Origin of the sequence: Pseudomonas sp. IT-P294, assembly GCF_949767865.1 — a bacterium.
Taxonomy (GTDB): domain Bacteria; phylum Pseudomonadota; class Gammaproteobacteria; order Pseudomonadales; family Pseudomonadaceae; genus Aquipseudomonas.
On the sequence record NZ_CATKQW010000044.1, the window covers coordinates 261,390 to 284,437 of the forward strand.

Below are 23,048 nucleotides of genomic sequence, written 5' to 3' on the forward strand. Positions count from 1 at the left end.
CGATTGCGGTGGTTCAGTCGACATCAATGCTGAATGAAAGACCGCGATCGTCGGAACGCCGCCCGGAGCAAGCTCGCTCCCACAGAAAAGCAATGCACTGTCTAATCAGGCATTCTGCGCCTGGAGAAAAATCGAAAACAGCTCGGACTGGGATTTGATCCCCAACTTGCTGTACATGTGTTTCTTATGGACTTTCACGGTTTCTACAGAGATTTCCAGCTTACGGGCGATTTCTTTACTGGAGCAACCGCTGAGCATCAAACGGCCGACGTCCAGTTCGCGCGCAGTCAATTGCGCGCCTTTGAGTTGCTGCACCGAAGCCTCCAGTTGCACCCGCCAGTCACCCTGCGGCGGGGTGGGCGCAAGGGCCACGACTTCGTTGATTTCGTAGGGCAGGCGTTGGCGCAAAAGGCCCAGCACCCAAGGCTGGATCAGCGACAACAAGGCAATCTGCTGACCACTGAAACGCTGCTGGCTGCCCAATGACAGGCACAGGGTGCGGTCGCCTTCGAGCTGGCAATTGAACTGGATTTCATCGGCCACCACATTCAGACGAAAGTAGCGCTGGTAATACTCGGTCAGCTCGAAGTGCTCCGGCGCCACTTCCGACAACCGATAGAGGCCGGTGCGCGATTGCTCACGGCAGGCGATGTAGAACGGATCCAGCAAGTACAGGCCGCGCAGGTAATCCTGGAAGAGCTGATCCGGGCTGCCGTCCAGTCCGGGGCATTCGGCGAACACTTGCGGGTGCTGGTCGGCGCTGAAAAGCAGGGCCACCCAGCTGTCGAAGGTCACGTACTGATCCAGCAGGCGCACCAGTTGCGTCCAGAAATTGGGCTTGTCCAGCGCGTCGATCAGTTGTCCGACCGAGCGGTGCCAAGCGATGTCGTCTAACGAAAGTGTCATGCCTCTACCCCTATCGGGTTACCCCAGCGGCGTGATTCCCCGGCCCGCTGCTTGCTGCGCATACTGGCGCACAGACACAGACCGGGCAATCTTTCTGCCGCCCGGCCCATCACAAGGACTCCCCATGAAAGTCGAACTCGCCCAGTTGGCGGGCCGTGACAACGGCACTGCGTACAACCTCGAACGCGCCTTGGCGGCGATTGCTGCCTGCGCTGGCGACACACAACTGATCGTCTTCCCGGAAACCCACCTGATGGGCTTTCCCACCGCCGCCACCGTGGACCAGACCGCCGAACCGCTCAACGGGCCTACCGTCAGTGCCATTGTGGCGGCTGCCCGCGAACGCAACATCGCGGTGGTGATTGGCATGGCCGAGAACGACAACGGCCGTTTCTACAACACCACGCTGCTGATTACTCCCGAAGGCATCGCGCTGAAATACCGCAAGACGCACCTGTGGGCTTCGGATCGCGGCGTGTTCGAGGCCGGTGACCGTTACGCCACCTGCCTGTGGAACGGCGTGCGCGTCGGCCTGCTGATTTGCTACGACATTGAATTCCCGGAAACCGCCCGCGCCCTGGCGCAGCTGGGCGCTGAACTGCTGATCGTCACCAACGGCAACATGGACCCTTACGGCCCGACTCACCGCACCGCGATCATGGCCCGGGCCCAGGAAAACCAGGCGTTCGCGCTGATGGTCAACCGTGTGAAAGACAGCGACGACGGGCTGGTATTTGCCGGTGGCAGTGCGCTGGTGGACCCGCTGGGCACGTTGCTGTTCGAAGCCGGACGGGAGGAGGGGCAGTTTGCGGTTGAACTGGATTTCAGCCAGTTGGAAGCGGCACGTAAGGACTATCGGTACCTGGATGATCAACGGCTGAAGTTGCCGGGGGAAATCGTCGAGCAGACTTCTGGCGTTCGGGAGTTGCTGATTCCTTCGCGCTGATCCAGACACTTTATCGGCTCGACTGCCGCCATCGCGAGCAAGCTCGCTCCCACAGGTGGTCTCCAGTGGATACACATCCAATGTGGGAGCGAGCTTGCTCGCGATGAGGCCCGAATAGTCAACACACCTGTTTGACCGATCACCCAAAACAACAACGAAACACCCGAAATTTAGCGCCGAACTCGGCTCTGCCATAAATCTAATAAATTCGGAGTAGTCGCTCATGGCTCGTTTGCAACGCACCCTGTCATTGGGTTCGGTGGTGCTGTTCGGCATTGCCTACATGACGCCGATCATTGTGCTCGGCACTTTTGGCATCCTCGCTCAATCCACCGCCGGCATGGTGCCGGCCGCGTACCTGGCGGCGCTGGTGGCGATGTTTTTCACGGCCATGAGCTACGGCCGAATGGCGTCGGCGTTCCCCGTCGCCGGTTCCGCCTACAGTTATGTGCGCAAAGCGATCAGCCCCAAACTCGGATTTATCGCCGGGTGGGCCGTGCTGCTCGATTACCTGTTCCTGCCGATGGCAATCTGGCTGATCGGTGCGGCCTACCTCAACTCCGCGTTCCCGGCCGTGCCGCAGTGGATCTGGGTGCTGGCATTTATCGGCATCACCAGTGCGATCAATATCGTCGGCCTGAAACTGGCCAACGGCATCAACGCCTTGCTGATGCTGGTGCAGTTCCTGGTGCTGATCGCCTTCGTCGCGCTGTGCGTTCACTACGTCGGCGGCGATGCGAACACGCCGTTGTGGTCGATCAAACCGTTCTTCAACGGCGACATGCAGATGCCGCTGATCATGAGCGGTGCGGCCATCGCCTGTTACTCGTTCCTTGGATTTGACGCGGTCAGCACCCTGACCGAAGAAACCCGCGACCCACGCCGCACCATCCCGCGAGCAATCATGCTGATTACCCTGATCGGCGGGCTGATCTTCGTCAGCGTCTCCTACTTCGTGCAGATTGCGCATCCCTCGTTCCAGTTCGATAACGTCGACTCGGCGGCCTATGAAATCGCCCGCAACGTCGGTGGCGACCTGTTCGTGACGATCTTCCTGATTGGCCTGATCGTCGGCCAGTTCGCCTCGGGCCTGTCGGCGCAGGCCAGTGGTTCGCGTCTGTTGTTCGCCATGGGCCGTGACGGTGTGCTGCCGAAATCGTTCTTCGGCACGTTGCACGAGCGCTTCGGCACCCCGGTCAACAGCATCCTGTTGTGCGCCGTCGTCGCGTTGCTGGCGCTGAAACTGGACGTCACCACCTCGACCTCGTTCATCAACTTCGGCGCGTTCCTGGCCTTCAGCCTGGTGAACCTGTCGGTGATCTTTCATTACTGGATCGGCGGTGAAAAGAAGGGGCTGCGTGAGTTCGTGCTGTTCCTGTTGTTCCCGTTCATTGGCCTGGCCGCCGATTTGTGGCTGATGGTCAGCCTCGATCACCTGGCGATTTACCTGGGCTTGAGCTGGCTGGCGATTGGCGTGGTGTACCTGGCGGTGTTGACCAGTGGTTTCCGCCGCCAGCCTCCGGAGATGGATTTCCAGGAAGCCACCTGACCTCCGGACACTGCATAACCCTGTGGGAGCGACGGTGTTCAGGCGGCGGGTTTTGTCTGGTGCATGGGCAACTCGACCCGGAACGTGCTCCCGGCACCCACCTCGCTACGCACTGTGATATCCCCCCGGTGCTTCTTCACAATGCCATAGGACAGGGACAAGCCCAGCCCCGTCCCTTGGCCCACCGGTTTGGTGGTGAAGAAGGGGTCGAATATTTTTTGCAGGGTGTCCGGCGCGATACCCGAGCCGGTGTCTGCCACCTCGATCCAGACCTTTTGCTCCTCAACCCCGGTACGCAATGTAATGGTGCCGCGTTGCGGTCCCATTGCCTGCGACGCGTTGACGATCAGGTTCATGATCACCTGATTGATTTGCGACGGCAGGCACTCGATGTCGGGCAACACCTGATATTCCTTCAGCACATCGGCCTTATACTTGAGTTCATTGGCGACGATGTTCAGGGTCGATTCGATGCCCTGTTGCAGATTGGTCCACTGCCATTCCTGATTCGAGTCCACGCGGGAGAAGTCCTTCAGGTCCTTGACGATCTGCCCGACGCGGTTGATGCCGTCCTTGGATTCCTTGATCAGTAACGGAATGTCCTCGCGCAGAAACTCCAGCTCGACCCGTTCGCGTAATTGCCCAAGCCGTTCGAGCACCTCGCTTGAGCCAATCGCCTCTTCGGCATCGCGATAGGCATCGAGCATGGCCTGCAGTTGCTTGAAGTAACCCTCGAGGCTGCCGAGGTTGGAGGAAATAAAGCCGATGGGGTTGTTGATTTCATGGGCGACGCCGGCCGCCAACTGACCGAGGGAGGCGAGTTTTTCCGATTGCACCAATTGCGATTCAAGCTGTTTGCGCTCGTCAATTTCTCGCTGCAACGCCACGCTGGCCTCTTTGAACTCGGCCGTGCGCAGGTTAACCAGGTGCTCCAGATTGCTCATCTGCACAGAGGCCCGTTCAGTCATTTCCCACTTGGTCAGCAGGGTGTTGGCCATCTGCTGGACTTCGATGTTGTCGAACGGTTTTTTCAGGATCAGCAAGCGGTCATGTGCGTGTAGACGCTCCAGCAGTTCATCCCAGGAATAGTCGGAATACGCGGTACACACCACCACTTGCAGGTGCGGGTCTTGCCGCCACAAGTGTTCGATGGTCTGCGCGCCGTCCCAGCCTTCGGGCATGCGCATGTCGACGAAGGCGAGGGCGTACGGGCGGTTTTGCTGCAAGGCCTGGTTGAGAAGTTCCAGGCCTTCCTGGCCGCCGTAAGCCGAGTCCAGTTCGAACAGGGTACCCGCGGCTTTGACTTCAATGCCAAACAGCGCGGCTTCCATTTCGTCCAGTTCGACTTGCTGCACCGCCACGGGCGTGAGGATCTTGCGAAAGTCCTCGTGAATGGACGGCGTGTCGTCGATCAGCAGAATGCGTCGGTTCGAGGATTCGTTCATGCCTGCTCCGTAACGGTTTTCAGCGGGATCTGCAGGGTGAACAGTGCACCTTTTCCAGGCCCGTCGCTGTGCGCGCTGAGGTGGCCGTTCATCTCGATAGCCGCCAGGGCGCAACTGTGCAGGCCGAAGCCGTGACCTTCCTTGCGGGTGGTAAATCCGTGAGCAAAGATTCGGGTCATGTTTTCCGGCGCGATGCCTTCGCCATCATCCTTGACGCTGATCTGCAGGGTCGCGTCTTCAACGATTTTCACCCCCAGTGTCATTTGTCGCGGGCGATTGCTGAGGTCGGACATGGCGTATTTTGCGTTGCTGATCAGGTTGATCAGGATCAGTAGCAACCGATGCTTGTCCCCCATGACCTGCGGCACGTCGTTGTACTCCTTGATCACCGTCACATGGTGCCGGGTCAGGGCGCCGGAATTCATGCGCAGGGCGTCTTCGAGCAACTCGCTGATGTGCAGCGGTTCCGTCAGGTTGTTGGCACCGGCATAGGACTGCTGGGTGGCGACAATGTCCTTGATGTGATCGACGCTCTTGGTCAGTTGGGCGAGTTCGTCGGTCATGCTGTGTTGTTCGAGCGCAATGGCTTCGACCAGTTGGTTCAGGTAGCCGGGCAGTAATTTGCCTTTCTCGTCCTGGGTCAGGAACGTGCCAATGTCGCCAGGATAGGCGTTGATCAGCTGCATCGCCTTGCCGAGACCTTGAGCCTTGCTGCTGCGCAGTTTGCGCGAGACCAGGTCTGCCGAGATGTTCACGCTGTTGAGCACGTTGCCGACGTTGTGCAACACATTGGTAGCGATCTCGGCCATGCCAGCCAGGCGTGCGGTATCGAGCAGTTCACTCTGGGTATCCTTGAGCTCGCGGGTGCGTTCTTCGACCCGGTGTTCGAGGTCGTCATTGGCGGTTTGCAGGGCTTTGTTGACGCGGTTGATCACCGTGAAACTGCGCATCAAGTGAATCGCCATGTACACCAGCAACATCACCAACAGCACGGAAAACACCAGCATGTAGAAGTGGTAGCGCTGATCGATCGCGACGGCCTGCTGTTGATCCTTGTTCAGCAGGTCGGTGATGTCGTCCAGCCGTTCGGCCACGGGAATGGCTTCGATGTTTTCCAGCAAGCGGTTGACCACCGGCTGTTCCCGCAGGATCAGCGCGACGTGATTGCTCAGGATATCGATCGGACGGTGGAACTCCTCCGGCAGGCTCAACTTGTTCACGCTCAGTTTGTTCAGGCCCACCAGGATGTCGGCGGCTTTGTCATCAGAGGTGACCTGGGCAAATTCCAGGCCGCTGAGCAGCAGGTCATAGGTGTCGGTGGCAATGTTTTGCAGCTGCAGTTTGTCGCTGTCCAGCAACTGGGCAAGGGGTTGCTGAATGTCATCTTCGGCGGTCGGCAGAAACGCCAGGGAGTTGCGCAAGACGGCATTGTGCGATTTGAACTGTTCCACCAGCCGGGACTTTTCCTCGAAAGCGCTCAGATAGGCATCATGGCTGGCGCGCCAGAGGGGGGAATCGTTGCGGCCGTGACTGGACTCCATCGTGTCGAACCGCTCCCACAACTGAGTCATCTCGGTCAGCGGCGTGACCAGGGGATCGTAGTTGTGGTTGGTGTCTATCCGGGCCTTGAGGATTTCCGTTTCCCATTGCGCGTTCAGCTGTTTCATCCGGGAAATCAGATACCGGGACTCGGTGTAGGTCAGCGTTTGGTTCGAGCTGGATTTGAGGTACAGAAACAACAGCATCGAGGCCAGTAACAGCGCCGCGATGCCGAGGAGTGCCAGGCTGCTGCGATGGGACATTTTCATAAGGGTTTGCCTTCCCATTCACCGGTCAGGGTCTTGAGGAACTGGATGATCAGGCCCTTGTCGTCTGCGGAGGGGATGCGTCCCAGCTGAAAGGTGAACATCACGTCCACGGCGTCCTCGAGGGTTTTGGCCGAGCCGTCGTGAAAGTACGGCGCGGTCACGGCGACGTTACGCAGGCTTGGGACCTTGAACACGTTGCGGTCCTCTTCGTCCTTGGTCACCAGATAGCGCCCCAGGTCGGTTTCGGTCGGGTTACCCCGCATCTTGAAGTAATCACCCATCACGCCGAACTTCTGGAACATGTTGCCGCCGATGTTGACGCCTTGATGGCAGGTGATGCAGCCGTAATCCTTGAAGCGTTGGTAACCGTATTTTTCTTCGATCGTGAGGATGTCGGTATTGCCTTTCAGGTATTGGTCGAAACGCGAGTTGGCACTGAGCAGCGTGCGCTCGTAGGCGGCCAGGGCATTTTGCACATTGGGCTGGGTCACGCCGTCCGGGTAGGCGTCGGCAAATGCGCGGTGATACGCCGGATCGGCCGACAAGGTCTGCACCACGTGTTCCCAGTTGCTGCCCATCTCACTGGGGCTTTGCACCACGGTGTGGACCTGGGTTTCCAGGGTGTCGGCGCGACCGTTCCAGAACTGTCGGAAGTTCAGGCTGGCATTGAATACGCTGGGGGTGTTGATTGTCACAGGCTGGCCGTTGAAGCCAATGGAAAATGCCTTGTCATCGGCGCCACCGTTTTCCAGGTGATGACAGCTGGCGCAGGACAGGCTGTTGTTGACCGACAATCGGGTCTCATTGAACAACTGGCGACCCAGTTCGACGCGCTGCGGGTTTTGTTCTGGAGCGGCCGGCAGCGGTTTGAGTGGTTCATTCAGCGGCTCGCAGACCGCGCCCGCACTGAGTCCGAGCAAAGGCACCAGCAGCAGGCAGTACAGCAATGGCGACATCTTATGATTCCTTGGCGGATGGCCGAAGCGTCGCTTCATATCGGTCAGGTGGCTGCGAACGGGGGAGACTTCACCGACGTCATGTACTGCACAAAGGCGTCCGGCTCGACGGCTTTGCTGAAGTAATAACCCTGGCCTTCCTCGCATTGATGAGCCTTTAGAAAATCCAGTTGTTCGAGGGTTTCCACCCCTTCGGCGATGATGGTCAGCTTGAGGCTTTTGCCCAGGCTGATGATCGCGCTGACCAATGCCGCATCGCTGCTGTCGCGGGTCAGGCCGCGAATGAACGACTGGTCGATTTTCAGCACGTTGATGGGGAACCGTCGCAGGTAACTCAGGCTGGAATAACCGGTGCCGAAGTCGTCGATGGCCAGCCGCACACCCAAGTCTTTTATGCGGTTCAGGGCGGAGACGGTGGCATCGACGTTCTGCATCAACACCCCTTCGGTGATTTCCAGTTCCAGCAATGAAGGGTCCAGGCCGGTTTGTTCAAGGACTTGTTCAATGCCTTCGACGAAACCTCGCTGGCGAAAATCGATGGCCGATACGTTCACCGACATGCACAGCTTGGGCAGGCCCGCGGCCTGCCAGGCGCAGGCTTGACGACAGGCCTGGGCCAGTACCCATTTGCTCAACGGCACGATCAGGCCGCTGTCTTCGGCGACACCGATGAAGTCAGTCGGGTAAACCAGGCCATGCCCGGGTTTGAGCCAGCGGATTAAGGCTTCGGCACCCACCACCTGACCCGTGCCGAGGTCGAGCTTGGGCTGGTAATGCAGCACAAATTCGTCGCGCTCCAGTGCCAGGCGAATCCCTGTTTCGATGCTTTGTTGATCCCGGGCGCGCTGGTTCATTTCGTCGAGGAAGAAGCTGAAGTCGTTCGGGCCGATTTCCTTGATATTGCGCATCGCGGTTTCGGCTTTCTTGATCAGCGCGATGGCATCGAAGCCGTCATCGGGATAAATGCTGATGCCCAGGCTGGCGGTCACGCTCAGGTCATGGCCGGCGATGTGCTGGGGAGCGCGAATGGCGCTCAGGATTTTTTCGGCGATGCCTTTGGTTTGTTGCGGGTGGCGGATATCGGCCAGGATCACCACGAACTCGTCAGAGCCATAGCGAAACACCGAGTCGGACTCGCGCACCGTAGCCACCAGGTTCTGCCCGACCCGTTTGAGCATTTCGTCACCGGCCGGGTGCCCCAATGCATTGTTGATGCGCTTGAAGCGGTCAAGGCCCACAAACATCACCGCCAATTGCTTGTCATGGCGGCGGGACAATGCCAGGGACTGGTTCAGCCGATCACCGAGCAGTGTGCTGTTGGGCAGCTCGGTCAACACGTCGTATTGCAGCAGGTGAGACACCTTGAGCAGTTCGTGGACGCGTGCCTCGATGGTCTGCTCCAGGCTTTGCACTTTCGTCTCGGCGTCCTGGGTCATCTGCCATTTCCAGGTCAGGGCGCTGGCCATCTGGCGGATTTCCACACTGTCGAAGGGTTTTTTCAACACCAGCAACTGGTCGCCGTACTCGAGTCGTTCGGCCATTTCTTCCCAGCTGTAATCCGAAAAGGCCGTGCACAGGGCGATTTGCAGATGCGGGTCGACCTTCCAGAGTTGTTCGACGGTTTCCAGGCCGTCCCAACCCGGCGGCATGCGCATGTCGGTGAAGGCCATCGCGTAGGGGCGACCCTCGGCCTGGGCGCGCTTGACCAGTTCGAGCGCTTCCTGGCCCTGATAGGCCGAGTCGAGCTGGAACGTCAGCCGGTCAGACTTGGGCGTGCCGAACAGCGTTTCTTCAGTGCCGGCCAGGGACTGCTCGTCTTCGGTGTCGGGACCGAGGATTTTGCGAAAGTCCTGATGGATCGAGGGCGTGTCATCGATGATCAGGATGCGCCGGTTGGTCTGCACGGAGGACGTTTTCATCCCTTGTCCTCCGTGGAGTGTGGGTTGTCCCGGATCGGTCCGGTTTGAAAGCTGGCGGGCATGATGCTGCCGGCTTTGAGCAAGCGAGCGGCTTGTTGGCTGCTGACCGCTTTGCTGAAGAAGTAACCCTGTGCGTTCATTGGCGAGCCTGTGGCCATCAGCGAACTACGCTGTTCCTGGGTTTCGACACCTTCAGCAATGATTCCGATCCCTACTTCTCGAGCGAAATTGATGATGGCGCGCAATGTGTTGGCGCAAGCCGGATCCCGGGCCGCGGTGTCGATAAACTCCTGGGCGAGTTTCAGGTGATTGACCTGGTAAGTCTTGAGGTAGTCGAACGAGGAATATTCGGTGCCGAAGTCGTCGATGGCGATCTTCACCCCCAGCTCACGCAGGCGCGGCAGCACGTCGTTGTGGGTCCACTTGGTCTGGGCCAGGGTCGCTTCGGTGACATCGAAACGCAGGTCCCAGGGGCACAGTTCATAGCGCGCGGTGGTGCGCAGTACGTCATAGATCAGCTCGGGACCACTCTTGAGCTGGGCCAGTGACAGCTTGATGGCAATGACCGGCGGCGCCATGCCTTCATCGCGCCACTGGCGCATTTGCTGGCAGGCGCGATCCAGTACCCAGTGACCGAGGGCGATAATGGCGCCGGTTTTTTCCGCCGCCGGCAAGAACGCCGGTCCTTCCAGCAAGCCGCGTTCGGGGTGATTCCAGATGACCTGGGCTTCCATGCCGAGGATTTTGCCGCTGCTCAGTTCCACTTCGGGCCAGTAATTGAGCTCTAGCTCTTCATGCTTGATGGCGTCTTTCAAGTCGCTGGCGATGGTCATGCGTTCGACCACCTCCTGATTGATCTCCTCGGAATAGAAGTGGTACTGGTTTCGGCCTTGTTCCTTGGAGCGGTAGAGCGCCATGTCAGCCTGGCTTAGCAGACCGTCGGCACTGGTAATGAGCGGCGAGTAGCTGCTGATGCCGATGCTCACGGAAACGCGCACGTCGTTGCTGGCGAGCAAGTAGGGCAGCACCAGGGCATCGCGGACCTTGGCGGCCAGCGCCGCGGAATGAGTCGGGTCGCTGACGTCCAGTTGCAGGATGGCGAACTCGTCGCCGCCGAGGCGCGCGACCACATCGTTTTCCCGCACGCAGGCCTTGATGCGTCGGGACACCTCTTGCAGCAACAGGTCGCCCACCGGATGACCGAGGGTGTCGTTGATCCGTTTGAAGTGATCCAGGTCCAGGTAGAACATCGCGAACGGTGTGGCCCCCCGACGGGCGGCGGCGAACGCCTGGTGCAAGCGCTCGATCAGGGTGGCCCGGTTGGCCAGCCCGGTCAGTCCGTCGGTGCGGGCCAGCAAGGCGATTTTCTCTTCGGCGACTTTGCGCTCGGTGACGTCGATGATGATGCCTTCGACTTCCAGCAAGCGTCCTTCATCGTCGCGCACCGGGATATAGCGGTTCTCCACCCAGCGCCAGGCACCGTCGCCGGTGCGCATGCGGAACTCGATGGAGGCTCCCGCCGCGTGACGGTCCAGCACTCGAGCCATCGCCGTGTCGACTTTCGGTTGATCGTCGGGATGAATCAGCTCCCGGGCCCAGTTGGCCGAGGCGACCAGGTTCGCCGCGACGTGACCGTACTTGGTGATGTTGTGGGAGATGTACATCAGCGGAAACGAGGGTTCGCCGCGCAGGCGATACAAGATGGTCGGGCTGTTCTGCACGATGATGTTGGCATCGGACAGCTCCCGGGTGCGTTCCTCGACCGCCTGCTCCAGCAACGACATCTTCAGCGCCGCGTCTTCGGTCATCTGCCATTTGGCGGTCAGGGCACTGGCTATCTGACGGATTTCAATGGCGTCGAAGGGTTTTTTCAGAATCAGCAACCGATCGCCCAGCTCCAGGCGTTCATCGATGTCTTCCCAGGAATAGTCGGAATAGGCGGTGCACAGGGCCACTTGCAGCTTGGGATCGACCTGCCACAACCGTTCAATGGTTTCCAGACCGTCCCAGCCCGGCGGCATGCGCATGTCGATGAACGCCAGCGCGTAGGGCAGGTCGTTGGCCAGTGCTTGCTCGACCTTGCGCAGGGCTTCAAGGCCCTGAAACGCCGAATCGAGCACGAAGCTTTGCAGTACTGCCGTCGCTTGCATCCCGAACAGGGCTTTTTCGGCGTTGGTCAGGTCTTCGTCATCGATTGATGGCGGACTGAGGATCTTGATGAAGTCCGCATGGATCGAAGCGGTGTCGTCGACGATGAGAATCCGACGATTGGTTCGCGCCAGCAGCGTACTCATAAGCGTACGGCCGGAACGGATGCAGTGCGGTGTGATGTACTCATAGGGGCATCCTTTCCCTGATCACGTGGCCATGCGTTACAAATAATGGATCCGAGTGAATGCAGCATAGTCTCCTGTACAGCACTTCGCCTACCCGACTGAAACGAATCATTTCCAGAACAAGTGTGCAAAATCATCTAGCCTGTATCTCAGGCGTGGCCAAAGGGGATTGTTTGGCTGCGACTTGACGCACGATGTACCCGCTTCGCTTGAGGTTATGCCATGGAAGAGCAACTCCCCCCCACGATCACCGATAGACCCAGGGTGTTACTGGTCGACGATGAGGAATCGATCCTCAACAGTTTGCGTCGACTTTTACGCGGCCAGCCCTACGAAGTGTTATTGGCCACCAGCGGTGCCCAGGCGCTGGAAATCATGGCGCTCGAGCCCGTCGACCTGGTGATGAGCGATGCGCGTATGCCCAATATGGACGGTGCGACGCTGCTGGCGCACATTCACCAGCACTATCCCGATACGCTGCGCATTTTGTTGACCGGGTACGCCGACCTGACAACGATCGTCAAAGCCATCAACGAAGGCCAGATTGACCGTTACATCAGCAAACCCTGGCACGATGAGGAATTGCTGCTGACGTTGCGACAGTCGCTGGCCTACCAGCACTCCGAGCGTGAACGGTTGCGCCTGGAACGCGAGACGTGGCATCGCAACGAAGAATTGAAGGTCTTGAACGCGACCCTGGAAAAACACGTCGCGGCTCGTACTTCCGAGCTGCAGCAGACCGCCGACATGCTCGACCTGGCGTACGAAGAGCTCAAACACAGCTATGTCACCGGCACCGAGGTGTTCTCGTTGCTGGCCAACCTGCGCTTGCCGCCTGCCAAGCAGACGAACCGGCAAATCATTGAACTGGTGCGTGTGTACTGCAAACTCCACGGCGTGGACGAGGGCAGCACCCGCGACCTGACCATGGCCGCAGCGCTCTACAACATCGGCAAGCTGAGCTGGACCGACAGCATGATAAGTGCGCCATCGGACCTGCTGCACCACACCGATCGCGAGCGCTATCGCGGTTATCCGAAGCAAAGCGAATCGTTGCTGATGACCCTCGACCCGATGAAGGATGCGGCGCGCTTGATCCTTCACCATCAGGAGCGCTGGGATGGCAGCGGGTTCCCCGACCGGCTCAAGGGCGAGGCGATTCCGCTCGGATCGCGCTGGCTGAAACTGGCGGTGGATTTCATCGAGTTGCAGCGCGGACTGATCCTTGAGCGCCAGATGAACAGCGATGAAGCGCTGGTCTATATCCGACAGTACGCCGGGCGACTGTATGACCCGGATCTGGTCGAGGACTTCATTCAGGTCTGCGCCGCGTACCTGAGCGACGTCTCGCTGGCCGATCCGACGGTCAAAGTGCTGACCACCCGGGACCTGGCTGCTGGCATGCTGCTGGCACGCAACCTCAATGCCGATAACGGCATGTTGCTGCTCAACGCGGGCAAGGTGATGAGTGGGCCGCTGATAGAGAAGCTGATCGCTTTCGAGGCGATGGAAGGGGCGAAATACAGCATTTTCGTGAAAGTGCCGGAGGAAGTGGAGGGCGTGACTCTTGGGGCGCTGGAGACTGCTCAGCCGCAGCACTGATCCGCTGTATGAGCGAGCTTGCTCGCGATGCTGACGACGCATTTTTTCAGGTTTACCGCGTCATCGTTCATCGCGAGCAGGCTCGCTCCCACAAAGGGCGCTGTCGTGCTTTGCAGGGGAATTTCGGGGTGACGCAGAACCCGTGCCCATGTGATCCTTTACGCCTTTCATCCCAGGCACTTTTACATTCATGACGCTTTTATCCGCCGCTTCCCCCCGCATCATCCGCATTGCTGCCGCCCTGTTGATCGGTCCCGACGGTCGCACTTTGCTGGTGCGCAAGCGCGGCACCGCAGCGTTTATGCAACCCGGTGGCAAGATCGAGCCCCATGAGCAACCGGTCCAGGCCCTGGCCCGTGAACTGGAAGAAGAATTGGGCCTGCGCATCGACCCCGCCCGCGCGCAGTATCTGGGACCGTTTTCGGCTCCGGCCGCCAACGAGCCGGGCTATGTGGTCCAGGCCGAACTCTTTCAGCTGAGCATCGACGCAGACGTGTCGCCTGCCGCCGAGATCGAAGAGGTGCGCTGGATTGATCCGGCCACCGACGGCGATCTCACACTGGCGCCATTGACACGGGACCTGATCCTGCCGTTTTATCGAGCTTCGCTGACCGCGACCACCTGATCATTCACGGACTAGGATTGCCCCCATGATCCCGCTACAAGACTTGCTGATTTTCGCTGCCGCCGCACTGTTGATGGTACTGACGCCGGGGCCGAACATGATCTACCTGATTTCCCGCTCGATCTGTCAGGGGCGCAAGGCCGGCGTGACCTCGTTGCTTGGCGTAGTCGCGGGATTTTTCGTGCATTTGTTTGCCGCCGCCGCTGGCTTGACGGCGGTGTTTCTGGCCGTGCCGATGGCCTATGAAGTGCTCAAGTGGGCGGGCGCGCTGTACCTGCTGTGGCTGGCCTGGCAGGCCATCAAACCCGGCGCGCGTTCGCCGTTCGAAGCGCAGCAATTGCCGCCGGACTCGTCGCGCAAACTGATCACCATGGGCTTTCTCACCAGTGCGCTGAACCCGAAGATCGCGGTGTTTTACCTGTCGGTGTTTCCGCAATTCATCACCCCTGAGCACGGTTCGGTGTTCACCCAGAGCATCGTGCTGGGCCTGACCCAGATCAGCGTCAGTTTCAGCGTCAATCTGCTGATCGCGATGTTTGCGGCGGGCATCGCGTCCTGGTTCGTCAACAACCCGTCCTGGCTGGCGGTGCAACGCTATTTCATGGGCTTTGTCCTGTCAGCGCTGGCGGTGCGACTGATGCTTGAGCAGCGGCGGATGGCTTGACCATGTGGATTGAGCGACTGGATGCCAGCCATGCCCTGGACTATCGCGCCCTGATGCTTGAAGCCTACGACCTGCACCCGCAGGCGTTCACCTCAAGCGTGCGCGAGCGCGCCACGATGCCGCTGAGTTGGTGGGAGTCGCGCCTGACCGGCAAGCTGGAGGTGGTGTTCGGGGCGTTCGAAGAGGGCAAGCTGGTGGGCATCGTCGGCCTCGCCTTCGAACCTCGGCAAAAGGCCTAGCACAAGGCAACGCTGTTCGGCATGTACGTGTCCGGCAAAGTCCGGCAGCGCGGCTTGGGTTATCGTCTGGTGCAGACGGCACTGGCCGAGGCGCAGAACCATGAACGCCTGAAGCTGATCCAGCTGACCGTCACCGCCGGCAATGAGGCGGCGTTCAACTTGTACCAGCGCTGCGGCTTCATTCAGTTCGGCCTCGAACCGATGGCCGTGCGCGTCGGCGAAGACTACTTCGACAAAATCCACATGTGGCGAGAACTCTGAACCCACCGCAATGATCGTTCCCACGCTCTGCGTGGGAATGCATCCTCTGACGCTCTGCGTCAGTTCGTGAAGCGGAACGCGGAGCGTCCCTGGCGGCATTCCCACGCGGAGCGTGGGAATGATCGCTAGCGCTAGCGGACGGCGCTGACCCCGTCCAGGGTCGAGAACGACGTGTCCTTGGCCGTCAGCAAGAAATCGCGCATGTACGGCGCATCCAGCATGTCTGCGCGAATCCCCGCATACAGCGTCGCAAACAATCCCTTCTCGCCCAGTCGCTTGGCCTTCACATAGCCGCGTGAGCTGTATTCATGCAGCGCCCAATGCGGCATCCCGCACACGCCGCGCCCGCTGGCCACCAATTGCATCATCATCACCGTCAGTTCCGAGGTGCGGACCTGCGCCGGTTCGATGTCGGCGGGTTCCAGGAAGCGGGTGAAGATGTCCAGTCGATCGCGTTCCACCGGGTAGGTGATCAGCGTTTCCGTGAGCAGGTCTTCCGGAACGATGTAAGCCTTGCTCGCCAAACGGTGCTGGTTGGCCACCGCGAGCATCGCTTCATAGGTGAACAACGGCACATAGGTGATCCCGGCCAGTTCCAACGGATCGGAAGTCACCACCAGGTCCAGATCGCCCCGGGCCAGGGCCGGCAGCGGGGCGAAGGAGAAGCCCGAAGCCAGGTCCAGCTCGACTTCCGGCCAGGCATCGCGGAACTGGTCGATGGTCGGCATCAGCCACTGGAAACAACTGTGGCACTCGATCGCCATGTGCAAGCGTCCCGCCGTACCGCCCGCCAGGCGCGCGATATCACGTTCGGCACCACGCAGCAGCGGCAAGGTCGCGTCGGCCAGTTGCAGCAGGCGCAAACCGGCACTGGTGAAACGCACCGGTTTGGTCTTGCGCACGAACAGTGGCATGCCCATGCGCTCTTCCAGTTCCTTGAACTGGTGGGACAGGGCTGACTGCGTCAGGTGCAGCCGGTCGGCGGCGTCGACCAGGCTGTCGGCTTCGCGCAAGGCGTGCAAGGTCTTCAGGTGACGGATTTCAAGCACCGGATTGCTCCATGAGGAAAACTTGTGATGAACACGAAAAGGTTGAGTTTGTCTCATGTTGGGTTGGCTGTCGACAATAGCGCCATGTTTTACAGCCTCTTTATAGGAACAAACTCATCATGGCTCTGGCGCACACACTTGGTTTCCCCCGCATCGGCGCGGACCGCGAATTGAAAAAAGCCCTCGAATCCTACTGGAAGGGCGATCTGGACCAGGACGCGCTGAACAGCGTCGGCCGCCAATTGCGCGCCAGCCACTGGCAATTGCAGAAAGACGCCGGCATCGACCTGCTGCCCGTCGGCGACTTCGCCTGGTACGACCAGGTCCTGACCCATTCACTGACCTTCGGCGTGATTCCCGAGCGCTTCGACAGCGCCAAGGATGCCCAAGGCCTGCCGACCCTCGACACCTTGTTCGCCATGGCCCGTGGCGCCACGGCAGCCTGCTGCGGCAGCGAACACGGCACCGCGCAATACGCCCAGGAGCTGACCAAGTGGTTCGACACCAACTACCACTACCTGGTCCCGGAATTCAGCGCTGATCAACAATTCAAACTGAGCTGGGAACAGCTGTTCGACGAAGTCGACGAGGCCAAAGCGCTGGGTCACAACGTCAAACCGGTGATCATTGGCCCGCTGACTTACCTGTGGTTGGGCAAAGCCAAGGGCAACGACTTCGACAAGCTCGAATTGCTCGAACGTCTGCTGCCGGTCTACAACGAAATCCTCGGTCGCCTCGCCGCGCAAGGCGTGGAATGGGTGCAGATCGACGAACCGATCCTGACCCTCGACCTGCCGCAAGCCTGGAAAAACGCCTTCGAACGCGCCTATCACATCCTCCAGTACTCGCCACTGAAGAAGCTTGTGGCGACCTACTTCAGTGGCCTGGAAGACAACCTCGGGCTGGCCGTTGGCCTGCCGGTGCAAGGCCTGCACATCGACGCCGTGCGTGCGCCGGATCAACTCGGCCAGGTGCTGGATCGTCTGCCGACCTACAAGATTCTTTCGGTCGGGCTGGTGAACGGCCGCAACGTCTGGCGCTGCGAGCTGGAGCAAGTCCTGTCACAACTGCAATTCGCCCAGGAGCGCTTCGGCGACAACCTGTGGGTCAGCAGCTCCTGCTCGCTGCTGCACAGCCCGGTGGACCTGGAACGCGAAGACAAACTCGACCCTGAGCTGAAATCCTGGCTGGCCTTCGCCGTGCAAAAGTGCGGTGAAATCGCCGTGCTGCGCGATGCCCTCAACGATCCGCAGTCGCCCAAGGTGCAAGCCGCACTCGCGCAAAGCCGTGCCATTGCAGCCAGCCGTGCCGAGTCGCCGCGTATCCACAAAGCCGACGTCCAGGCACGCCTCAACGCCATTGGCGCAGCGGACAGCCAGCGCCAGTCGCCGTTTGCCAAACGCATTACGCAGCAACAGGCGCGCTTGCAACTGCCGGCGTTCCCGACCACCACTATCGGCTCGTTCCCGCAAACCGGTTCGATTCGCCTGGCGCGTCAGGCCTTCAAGCAAGGCAAGTTGTCGGCCAACGATTACACCGACGCCATGCACAGCGAAATCCGCCACGCCGTGCAAATCCAGGAACGCCTGGGCCTGGACGTGCTGGTGCACGGTGAAGCCGAACGCAACGACATGGTCGAATACTTCGCCGAGCAACTGGACGGCTACCTGTTCACCCGTTTCGGCTGGGTCCAGAGCTACGGTTCGCGCTGCGTCAAACCGGCGATCATCTACGGCGACCTGAGCCGTCCGAACGCCATGACCGTCGACTGGATCACCTACGCGCAAAGCCTCACCGACAAGGTCATGAAAGGCATGCTCACCGGTCCCGTGACCATGCTGATGTGGTCATTCCCGCGCGAAGACGTGTCGCGCAAAATCCAGGCGCAGCAGTTGGCATTGGCCCTGCGTGACGAAGTGGTCGACCTGGAAGCCGCCGGCATCAAAATTGTGCAAATCGACGAAGCCGCCTTCCGCGAAGGCTTGCCGCTGCGCCGGGCGCAATGGCAGGAATACCTCGATTGGGCGGTGGAAGCATTCCGCCTGAGCGCCTCGGGTGTGCGCGATGAAACCCAGATCCACACCCACATGTGCTACAGCGAATTCAATGACGTGATCGAAGCCATCGCGGCGATGGACGCTGACGTCATCACCATCGAAACCTCACGCTCGGACATGGAACTGCTGGAGGCGTTCGAAGCCTTCGACTACCCGAACGACATCGGCCCTGGGGTTTATGACATCCACTCGCCACGGGTGCCGGACACTGCCGAGATGGTCAAGTTGATGAGCAAAGCGGTGAAGCGGATTCCGGCAGAGCGGTTGTGGGTGAATCCGGATTGCGGGTTGAAAACCCGGGCGTGGCCGGAGACTGAGGCGGCGTTGGTGAACATGGTGGCGGCGGCGCGGCAGTTGCGTAGTCAGTTGGCCTAAGGACGCCATCGCGAGCAGGCTCGCTCCCACATTTTGATCGTTCCCACGCTCTGCGTGGGAATGCCTCAAGGGACGCTCCGCGTCCAGTGACGCGGAGCGTCACGGGCTGCATTCCCACGCAGAGCGTGTGAACGATCTTCTGTCCGGAGATGACCACTCGGCAATCTTCATCAAACTGTCACGTAACTGTGGCAGCGCGCTTGATCAAACTTCATCAGACTCGCGCTCTACTGGGGTTCTGCGTTTTGGTGTTTTTTCATGCGTGTATTCATTTTTCTGGCCGCTCTGTTGTTTGGCCTGCCGTCTTTGGCGGCGTCTCGTTGCGACGTCAATGTTCCAACCGAACATGCCGATCTGGCGCAGGTGAGCCTGGCGTACCAGAGCATCGGCCGTGCTTCCGACCCTGCGTTATTGCTGGTGATGGGCCTGGGTGGGCAGTTGATTCACTGGCCGGACGAGGTGGTGGTCGCGTTGTGTCAGCAGGGTTTTCGGGTGATTCGTTATGACAATCGCGATGTCGGCCTCTCCACCTGGCGGCAAGCGCCTGCGGACGCCAACCTGACCTTTGAAGTGCTGCGCTACAAACTCGGGTTGCCGGTGTCGGCGCCTTACACCCTGACAGACATGGCGGACGATGCCTTTGGCCTGATGGACGCATTGCACGTCGATCAATTCCACGTGTTGGGCGCGAGCATGGGCGGGATGATTGCCCAGCACATGGCGGCGATGGCGCCGCAACGGGTCGAGAGCCTGACCCTGATCATGACCAGTTCCGGAGCCGAAGGCTTGCCGGCGCCGAGTGCGGCGCTGTTGCAGTTGCTCGCCCGCCGAAGCGCGCCGAGTCGTGAAGTGGCGCTGGAACAGCAGGCCGATTTGCTGGCGGCGCTGGGCAGTCCGTCAGTGAGTGATGATCGCCAAGTGTTGCTGCATCAGGCGGCGCTGTCTTATGACCGGGCGTTCAACCCCGAAGGCGTGAAGCGCCAGATCATGGCAATCCTCGCCGAGCGCAGCCGCGTGGAACTGCTCAACCAACTGCGAGTGCCGACACTGGTGGTGCACGGTACGGCCGATCCTTTGTTGCCGGTGATGCATGGCGTGCACCTGGCGGCGCATATCCGCGGCAGTCAGTTGAAGCTGATTCCGGGGTTGGCGCATCGCTTCCAGGAAGCGTTCAAGGCGCCGTTGCTGGCGGCGGTGTTGCCGTATTTGCAGGCGCACCGTGAAGACAGGTCGCATTGGGCGCAGATTGATCCGGTGGTGGCGCCGAACCTGCTCTAGCCCGTACCCAAACGACTTCCGGACAATAAACCCCGCTGGCCGGATAACGGTCAGCGGGGTTTTATTGCTTAAGACATCTTGCTCACAGCCGCCCATGCCATGTCGTAATCGTTGCCGTTGCCACTGGGTTGGCCGCTGTCGAGATAGAGGATTACCTCGGGTGTGGTCGCAATGAAATACAACTCAAGAACAATAAAGTTAAAGGAGGTTATCGTCAGATACGCCGATGCAGCACCCGTGCTGGTCCGCAAGCGAAGTACCGGATAATCAAAATGGCCATCCATTCGGGCTACGGCAAACTGGTACCGATAGCTGACCCCCGGTTGCAGGTTGGAATACGATTTTTGCAGCACCACACCGTGTGATGAGTTCGTATAGGTGTAGTTGTTCAGCGCGTAATAGTTTCTCCCGGCGCCCACGTAAAATGTAAAGTCCCGCGCGCTTCCCGCACCGCCCCAGACCCAGCCTTGCAAGTCCACGTATTTGAAGTCCGAAGTATCGCCCAGCAATCCTTGCTGGACGGTGAAAGTGTGCGGTAGCGATTGTTTAGTGCCGTCGATCGTGCGTGCTGTGATGACATGACTGGTCACCGCAAACCCTCGCGCAGGCACTACCCATCCGCCATTGTCAGAGACCGGGAAGCGCCCGAGACTGGCGCCGTTATCATAGACCTCGACCTGCTGTCCCGGCGTTGCGCCACCTTGAATAATGATGTTGTTCTGGTAATAAGTGGCGCCGTTATTGGGTACCAGGCGGCCACCTGCCGTGACGGAAGTAATGGTGGGTGTCTGCGCTTCCTGCACTGTAAAGGCCCAAATAGCGGAGGGCCGATTGGTACCGGGGGTCTGCACGGTGAAGCTGTGCGAGCCCGGTGCCAGGGTGGTGATGGTGTATGACCAGCTGCGCCCGTCGGTGGAGGTTGGTGTGGCGACAATCATGCCGTGGTCGCGAAGTTCTACGGGGACACTCACCCCGGCGGGGCCCGTCAGTGTTGCGCGGGTGGCAAAAGTCTCGCTGTTGCGCGCAATGTCGATGCCGTTGGCGTCTTTGACTGCCGTGATGTCAGGGTTTGGAATCGGTGACCCAATGTTCAATAGCAGCCGTTTCGAGACCTGTTGGGTATGGGTGAAGGGGTTGGTGACGGAATAGACCAGCTCCACGGTGTTGTTACGATTGGCCACCAGCTTCTCGAAGGGCACGGTTCGCGTAAGGTCCACGCCTACCATTTCAGGTGTCAGCTCTATGGGCACTGACGACCAGGAGTCTTGCGGGTTGGCCCCGATGAAATAGAGCCTGATGATGTGCAGGGCGCGCATGCCGGGATAGGGTTCGATGGTGACGCCGGCACCCTGCGGCACATCTTCGGGGATCAACACGTCGTCTTTCGCGTCGTGGACTACCGGTGGCGGTAATTCACTCAGGATGTCGCCAATTTGCAGCACCAGAATTTCAGAGTTCACGTCTTCAGTGTCAGCGCGTCTGACGGTATAGGAGACCAGCACTCTGGCCCCGTGCCAATCTTGAATATGGTCCTTGGGAATAGTGAACGAGACGTCCCGGTCCACCATCTCCTCGCTGACAGGGCTGGACGTCGGGTAGTAACTCCCCACGATTTCCTGACCAGGATTGTCTGGGTCGGGAATCATGACGTACCAGTCAACGTAAATGATGTCGTCGAGGACGATGGCGCCCGGCTGGCTTTTCACGATCACGTGGGCCGGATCGGTGTCCACTGCAATGGAGCCACCGGCGTCTTCACGCACCTCAGGTGCCGCCAGCTTCAGGGGCATGCCAATCATTTTGGCGTAGGTCGTGCGTGAATAGCGAGGGCTGGCGGGCGTGGTGGCTTGGGTCAGTCTGTAGTCGACTTTGACGAAACCCCGAGCAATCAGATGGACCGGGTAATAGGGAATCATGAACGTGTGAGAACGGGTCGACGCTTCGGGTTCCCATGTCATATCCACGGGGACCTGGCGGCCACCAGCGCTGACTCCCCGCCAGCTCAGAGCCACCACATCCCCCGGGACAAAACTGACCTTCGACGAGAAAATATCGGTTTGTACGTCTTCACCCAGTAGTGCATCGAGGTCGAGTTGTTGTTCGCCGTCCGCCTTGTCGATAATCGGAGGTTCGAGCAGTACAAGAGCAGGATCGAACAGGAAGAACACCGGAGGCGCATCGGCCGAGCTGTGATTGTCCACCACATCCTTGAGGCGATAAGTGAGCAGCAAAGGATTTATGGGGGGAAGGTTTTTGAGGGCGCTTGCAGGAATCGTATATTTAATGGGCTTGCCAACCTGGGTGGCAGTAACCAGAGGTAGTTTGAATTCCGTATCTCTGCTTCCCCACACGATATAAATGGTGGAGTTCTTGCGCATGTTCTCGTAGGCAGGGATGGTGACAGGCAGCCCGCCGTTGTCGTCCAGATAGTCCTTGGTAAGGCCGTTGTCCAGGACGTCCTGTTCCACCTCGATGGGTTGCAGGCCTTGATGGTAAGGCTCCGTCAGGTCTGTATCCGGGCCGCCGGGCAGGGTGGTTTTGATCAGTACCGTCAATGGCGCTGAGCGTTCGTATTCACCCCCGGCATTGCTGATTCTGCGTACGCCGACAAGCAGCTCGCACACGCCGTCGGGCAACTGATCCTGTTTGATGGTAGGGAACAGTCGATTATCCACCTGAGTGGCGCTGACAGTGTCACTGGCAAGCGTGATTGGGTTCCCCTGCGAGTAGGTCGCTTCAATAATCCATTCATCGCCTTGTGACATGTTGAGCCACGGATCGATCGCCGTATTCAGCTCTGTTGGCTGGCCTTTTTCGTCCAGGAACGCGAGTCGATTGATACCATAGACGTCACCCTCATCCGCTGGCAGGTTGTTGATCAATCCGGATATCCAGAGCGGATTGATGCGATTGACTCTGACGTCGCCGGGTTTTGGCAGCGATGCAAGCAAGTCAATTTGCTGTGCTTCGACGAGGGGGCCGGGTGTGCTAAACGTGTTCATGGCGGACGACCTGTGAAGAAGTGGGTAATGG

Annotated in this window: 15 protein-coding genes and 1 pseudogene; 8 read left to right on the forward strand and 8 right to left on the reverse strand. The window is 59.6% G+C overall.

Annotated elements, in window-relative coordinates; genetic code table 11:
- Window positions 1–105 precede the first annotated feature (105 nt).
- Window positions 106–906, reverse strand: a complete 801-nt coding sequence (locus tag ACM6I0_RS23985) for a helix-turn-helix transcriptional regulator (RefSeq protein ID WP_259153397.1) — start codon at window positions 904–906, stop codon at window positions 106–108.
- 124 nt (window positions 907–1,030) lie between these two features.
- Between ACM6I0_RS23985 and ACM6I0_RS23990 the strand changes: the two genes are divergently transcribed.
- A complete protein-coding gene (locus tag ACM6I0_RS23990) occupies window positions 1,031–1,852 on the forward strand; it encodes a carbon-nitrogen hydrolase family protein (protein WP_414923451.1) in 822 nt (273 codons plus the stop codon).
- 223 nt (window positions 1,853–2,075) lie between these two features.
- Window positions 2,076–3,401, forward strand: a complete 1,326-nt coding sequence (locus tag ACM6I0_RS23995) for an APC family permease (RefSeq protein ID WP_414923452.1) — start codon at window positions 2,076–2,078, stop codon at window positions 3,399–3,401.
- Window positions 3,402–3,439: 38 nt separating this feature from the next.
- Here ACM6I0_RS23995 and ACM6I0_RS24000 read toward each other — a convergent pair whose 3' ends face one another.
- The 5 genes from ACM6I0_RS24000 to ACM6I0_RS24020 are packed head-to-tail and all read right to left on the reverse strand — an operon-like array spanning window position 3,440 to window position 11,823.
- The gene (locus tag ACM6I0_RS24000) at window positions 3,440–4,846 is read right to left on the reverse strand and encodes an ATP-binding protein (protein ID WP_414923453.1); all 1,407 of its coding nucleotides are present in this window, start codon (window positions 4,844–4,846) and stop codon (window positions 3,440–3,442) included.
- Window positions 4,843–6,654: a DAHL domain-containing protein gene (locus tag ACM6I0_RS24005; protein WP_414923454.1), complete on the reverse strand. Its 1,812-nt coding sequence runs from the start codon at window positions 6,652–6,654 to the stop codon at window positions 4,843–4,845. The genes ACM6I0_RS24000 and ACM6I0_RS24005 overlap by 4 nt, the downstream gene beginning before the upstream one ends.
- On the reverse strand, window positions 6,651–7,610 hold the full coding sequence (locus ACM6I0_RS24010; protein ID WP_414923455.1) for a cytochrome-c peroxidase: 960 nt from the start codon (window positions 7,608–7,610) through the stop codon (window positions 6,651–6,653). The genes ACM6I0_RS24005 and ACM6I0_RS24010 overlap by 4 nt, the downstream gene beginning before the upstream one ends.
- Before the next feature lie 44 nt (window positions 7,611–7,654).
- A complete protein-coding gene (locus tag ACM6I0_RS24015) occupies window positions 7,655–9,529 on the reverse strand; it encodes an EAL domain-containing protein (RefSeq protein ID WP_414923456.1) in 1,875 nt (624 codons plus the stop codon).
- On the reverse strand, window positions 9,526–11,823 hold the full coding sequence (locus ACM6I0_RS24020; protein WP_414923457.1) for an EAL domain-containing protein: 2,298 nt from the start codon (window positions 11,821–11,823) through the stop codon (window positions 9,526–9,528). Before ACM6I0_RS24020 ends, ACM6I0_RS24015 begins: the two co-directional genes overlap by 4 nt.
- 264 nt (window positions 11,824–12,087) lie before the next feature.
- On the opposite strand from ACM6I0_RS24020, the gene ACM6I0_RS24025 reads away from it, so the two are divergent.
- The 4 genes and pseudogenes from ACM6I0_RS24025 (at window position 12,088) to ACM6I0_RS24040 (ending at window position 15,256) form a co-directional block, all read left to right on the forward strand.
- A complete protein-coding gene (locus ACM6I0_RS24025; protein ID WP_414923458.1) occupies window positions 12,088–13,467 on the forward strand; it encodes an HD domain-containing phosphohydrolase in 1,380 nt (459 codons plus the stop codon).
- 190 nt (window positions 13,468–13,657) lie between these two features.
- Window positions 13,658–14,092: an NUDIX hydrolase gene (locus tag ACM6I0_RS24030; RefSeq protein ID WP_285429480.1), complete on the forward strand. Its 435-nt coding sequence runs from the start codon at window positions 13,658–13,660 to the stop codon at window positions 14,090–14,092.
- A gap of 25 nt (window positions 14,093–14,117) precedes the next feature.
- Window positions 14,118–14,756, forward strand: a complete 639-nt coding sequence (locus tag ACM6I0_RS24035) for a LysE family translocator (RefSeq protein ID WP_285429481.1) — start codon at window positions 14,118–14,120, stop codon at window positions 14,754–14,756.
- Window positions 14,757–14,758: 2 nt separating this feature from the next.
- Window positions 14,759–15,256, forward strand: a pseudogene (locus tag ACM6I0_RS24040) (GNAT family N-acetyltransferase).
- Between the two features lie 131 nt (window positions 15,257–15,387).
- On the opposite strand, the gene metR reads toward ACM6I0_RS24040, so the two are convergent.
- The gene (metR, locus tag ACM6I0_RS24045) at window positions 15,388–16,305 is read right to left on the reverse strand and encodes a transcriptional regulator MetR (protein WP_008155262.1); all 918 of its coding nucleotides are present in this window, start codon (window positions 16,303–16,305) and stop codon (window positions 15,388–15,390) included.
- 119 nt (window positions 16,306–16,424) lie between these two features.
- Here metR and metE point away from each other — a divergent pair, with 119 nt between their 5' ends.
- Window positions 16,425–18,737, forward strand: a complete 2,313-nt coding sequence (gene metE, locus ACM6I0_RS24050; protein ID WP_285429482.1) for a 5-methyltetrahydropteroyltriglutamate--homocysteine S-methyltransferase — start codon at window positions 16,425–16,427, stop codon at window positions 18,735–18,737.
- A gap of 258 nt (window positions 18,738–18,995) precedes the next feature.
- Window positions 18,996–20,015: an alpha/beta fold hydrolase gene (locus ACM6I0_RS24055; RefSeq protein WP_414923459.1), complete on the forward strand. Its 1,020-nt coding sequence runs from the start codon at window positions 18,996–18,998 to the stop codon at window positions 20,013–20,015.
- Window positions 20,016–20,083: 68 nt separating this feature from the next.
- Here ACM6I0_RS24055 and ACM6I0_RS24060 read toward each other — a convergent pair whose 3' ends face one another.
- Entirely contained in the window at window positions 20,084–23,017 is a 2,934-nt protein-coding gene (locus ACM6I0_RS24060; RefSeq protein ID WP_414923460.1) for a hypothetical protein, read from the reverse strand.
- Window positions 23,018–23,048 lie beyond the last annotated feature (31 nt).

Coding starts and splice junctions, on each gene's coding strand:
- ACM6I0_RS23985 (WP_259153397.1), bottom strand. CDS start 906: ATGACACTTTCGTTAGACGACATCGCTTGGCACCGCTCGGTCGGACAA.
- ACM6I0_RS23990 (WP_414923451.1), top strand. CDS start 1,031: ATGAAAGTCGAACTCGCCCAGTTGGCGGGCCGTGACAACGGCACTGCG.
- ACM6I0_RS23995 (WP_414923452.1), top strand. CDS start 2,076: ATGGCTCGTTTGCAACGCACCCTGTCATTGGGTTCGGTGGTGCTGTTC.
- ACM6I0_RS24000 (WP_414923453.1), bottom strand. CDS start 4,846: ATGAACGAATCCTCGAACCGACGCATTCTGCTGATCGACGACACGCCG.
- ACM6I0_RS24005 (WP_414923454.1), bottom strand. CDS start 6,654: ATGAAAATGTCCCATCGCAGCAGCCTGGCACTCCTCGGCATCGCGGCG.
- ACM6I0_RS24010 (WP_414923455.1), bottom strand. CDS start 7,610: ATGTCGCCATTGCTGTACTGCCTGCTGCTGGTGCCTTTGCTCGGACTC.
- ACM6I0_RS24015 (WP_414923456.1), bottom strand. CDS start 9,529: ATGAAAACGTCCTCCGTGCAGACCAACCGGCGCATCCTGATCATCGAT.
- ACM6I0_RS24020 (WP_414923457.1), bottom strand. CDS start 11,823: ATGAGTACGCTGCTGGCGCGAACCAATCGTCGGATTCTCATCGTCGAC.
- ACM6I0_RS24025 (WP_414923458.1), top strand. CDS start 12,088: ATGGAAGAGCAACTCCCCCCCACGATCACCGATAGACCCAGGGTGTTA.
- ACM6I0_RS24030 (WP_285429480.1), top strand. CDS start 13,658: ATGACGCTTTTATCCGCCGCTTCCCCCCGCATCATCCGCATTGCTGCC.
- ACM6I0_RS24035 (WP_285429481.1), top strand. CDS start 14,118: ATGATCCCGCTACAAGACTTGCTGATTTTCGCTGCCGCCGCACTGTTG.
- metE (WP_285429482.1), top strand. CDS start 16,425: ATGGCTCTGGCGCACACACTTGGTTTCCCCCGCATCGGCGCGGACCGC.
- ACM6I0_RS24055 (WP_414923459.1), top strand. CDS start 18,996: ATGCGTGTATTCATTTTTCTGGCCGCTCTGTTGTTTGGCCTGCCGTCT.
- ACM6I0_RS24060 (WP_414923460.1), bottom strand. CDS start 23,017: ATGAACACGTTTAGCACACCCGGCCCCCTCGTCGAAGCACAGCAAATT.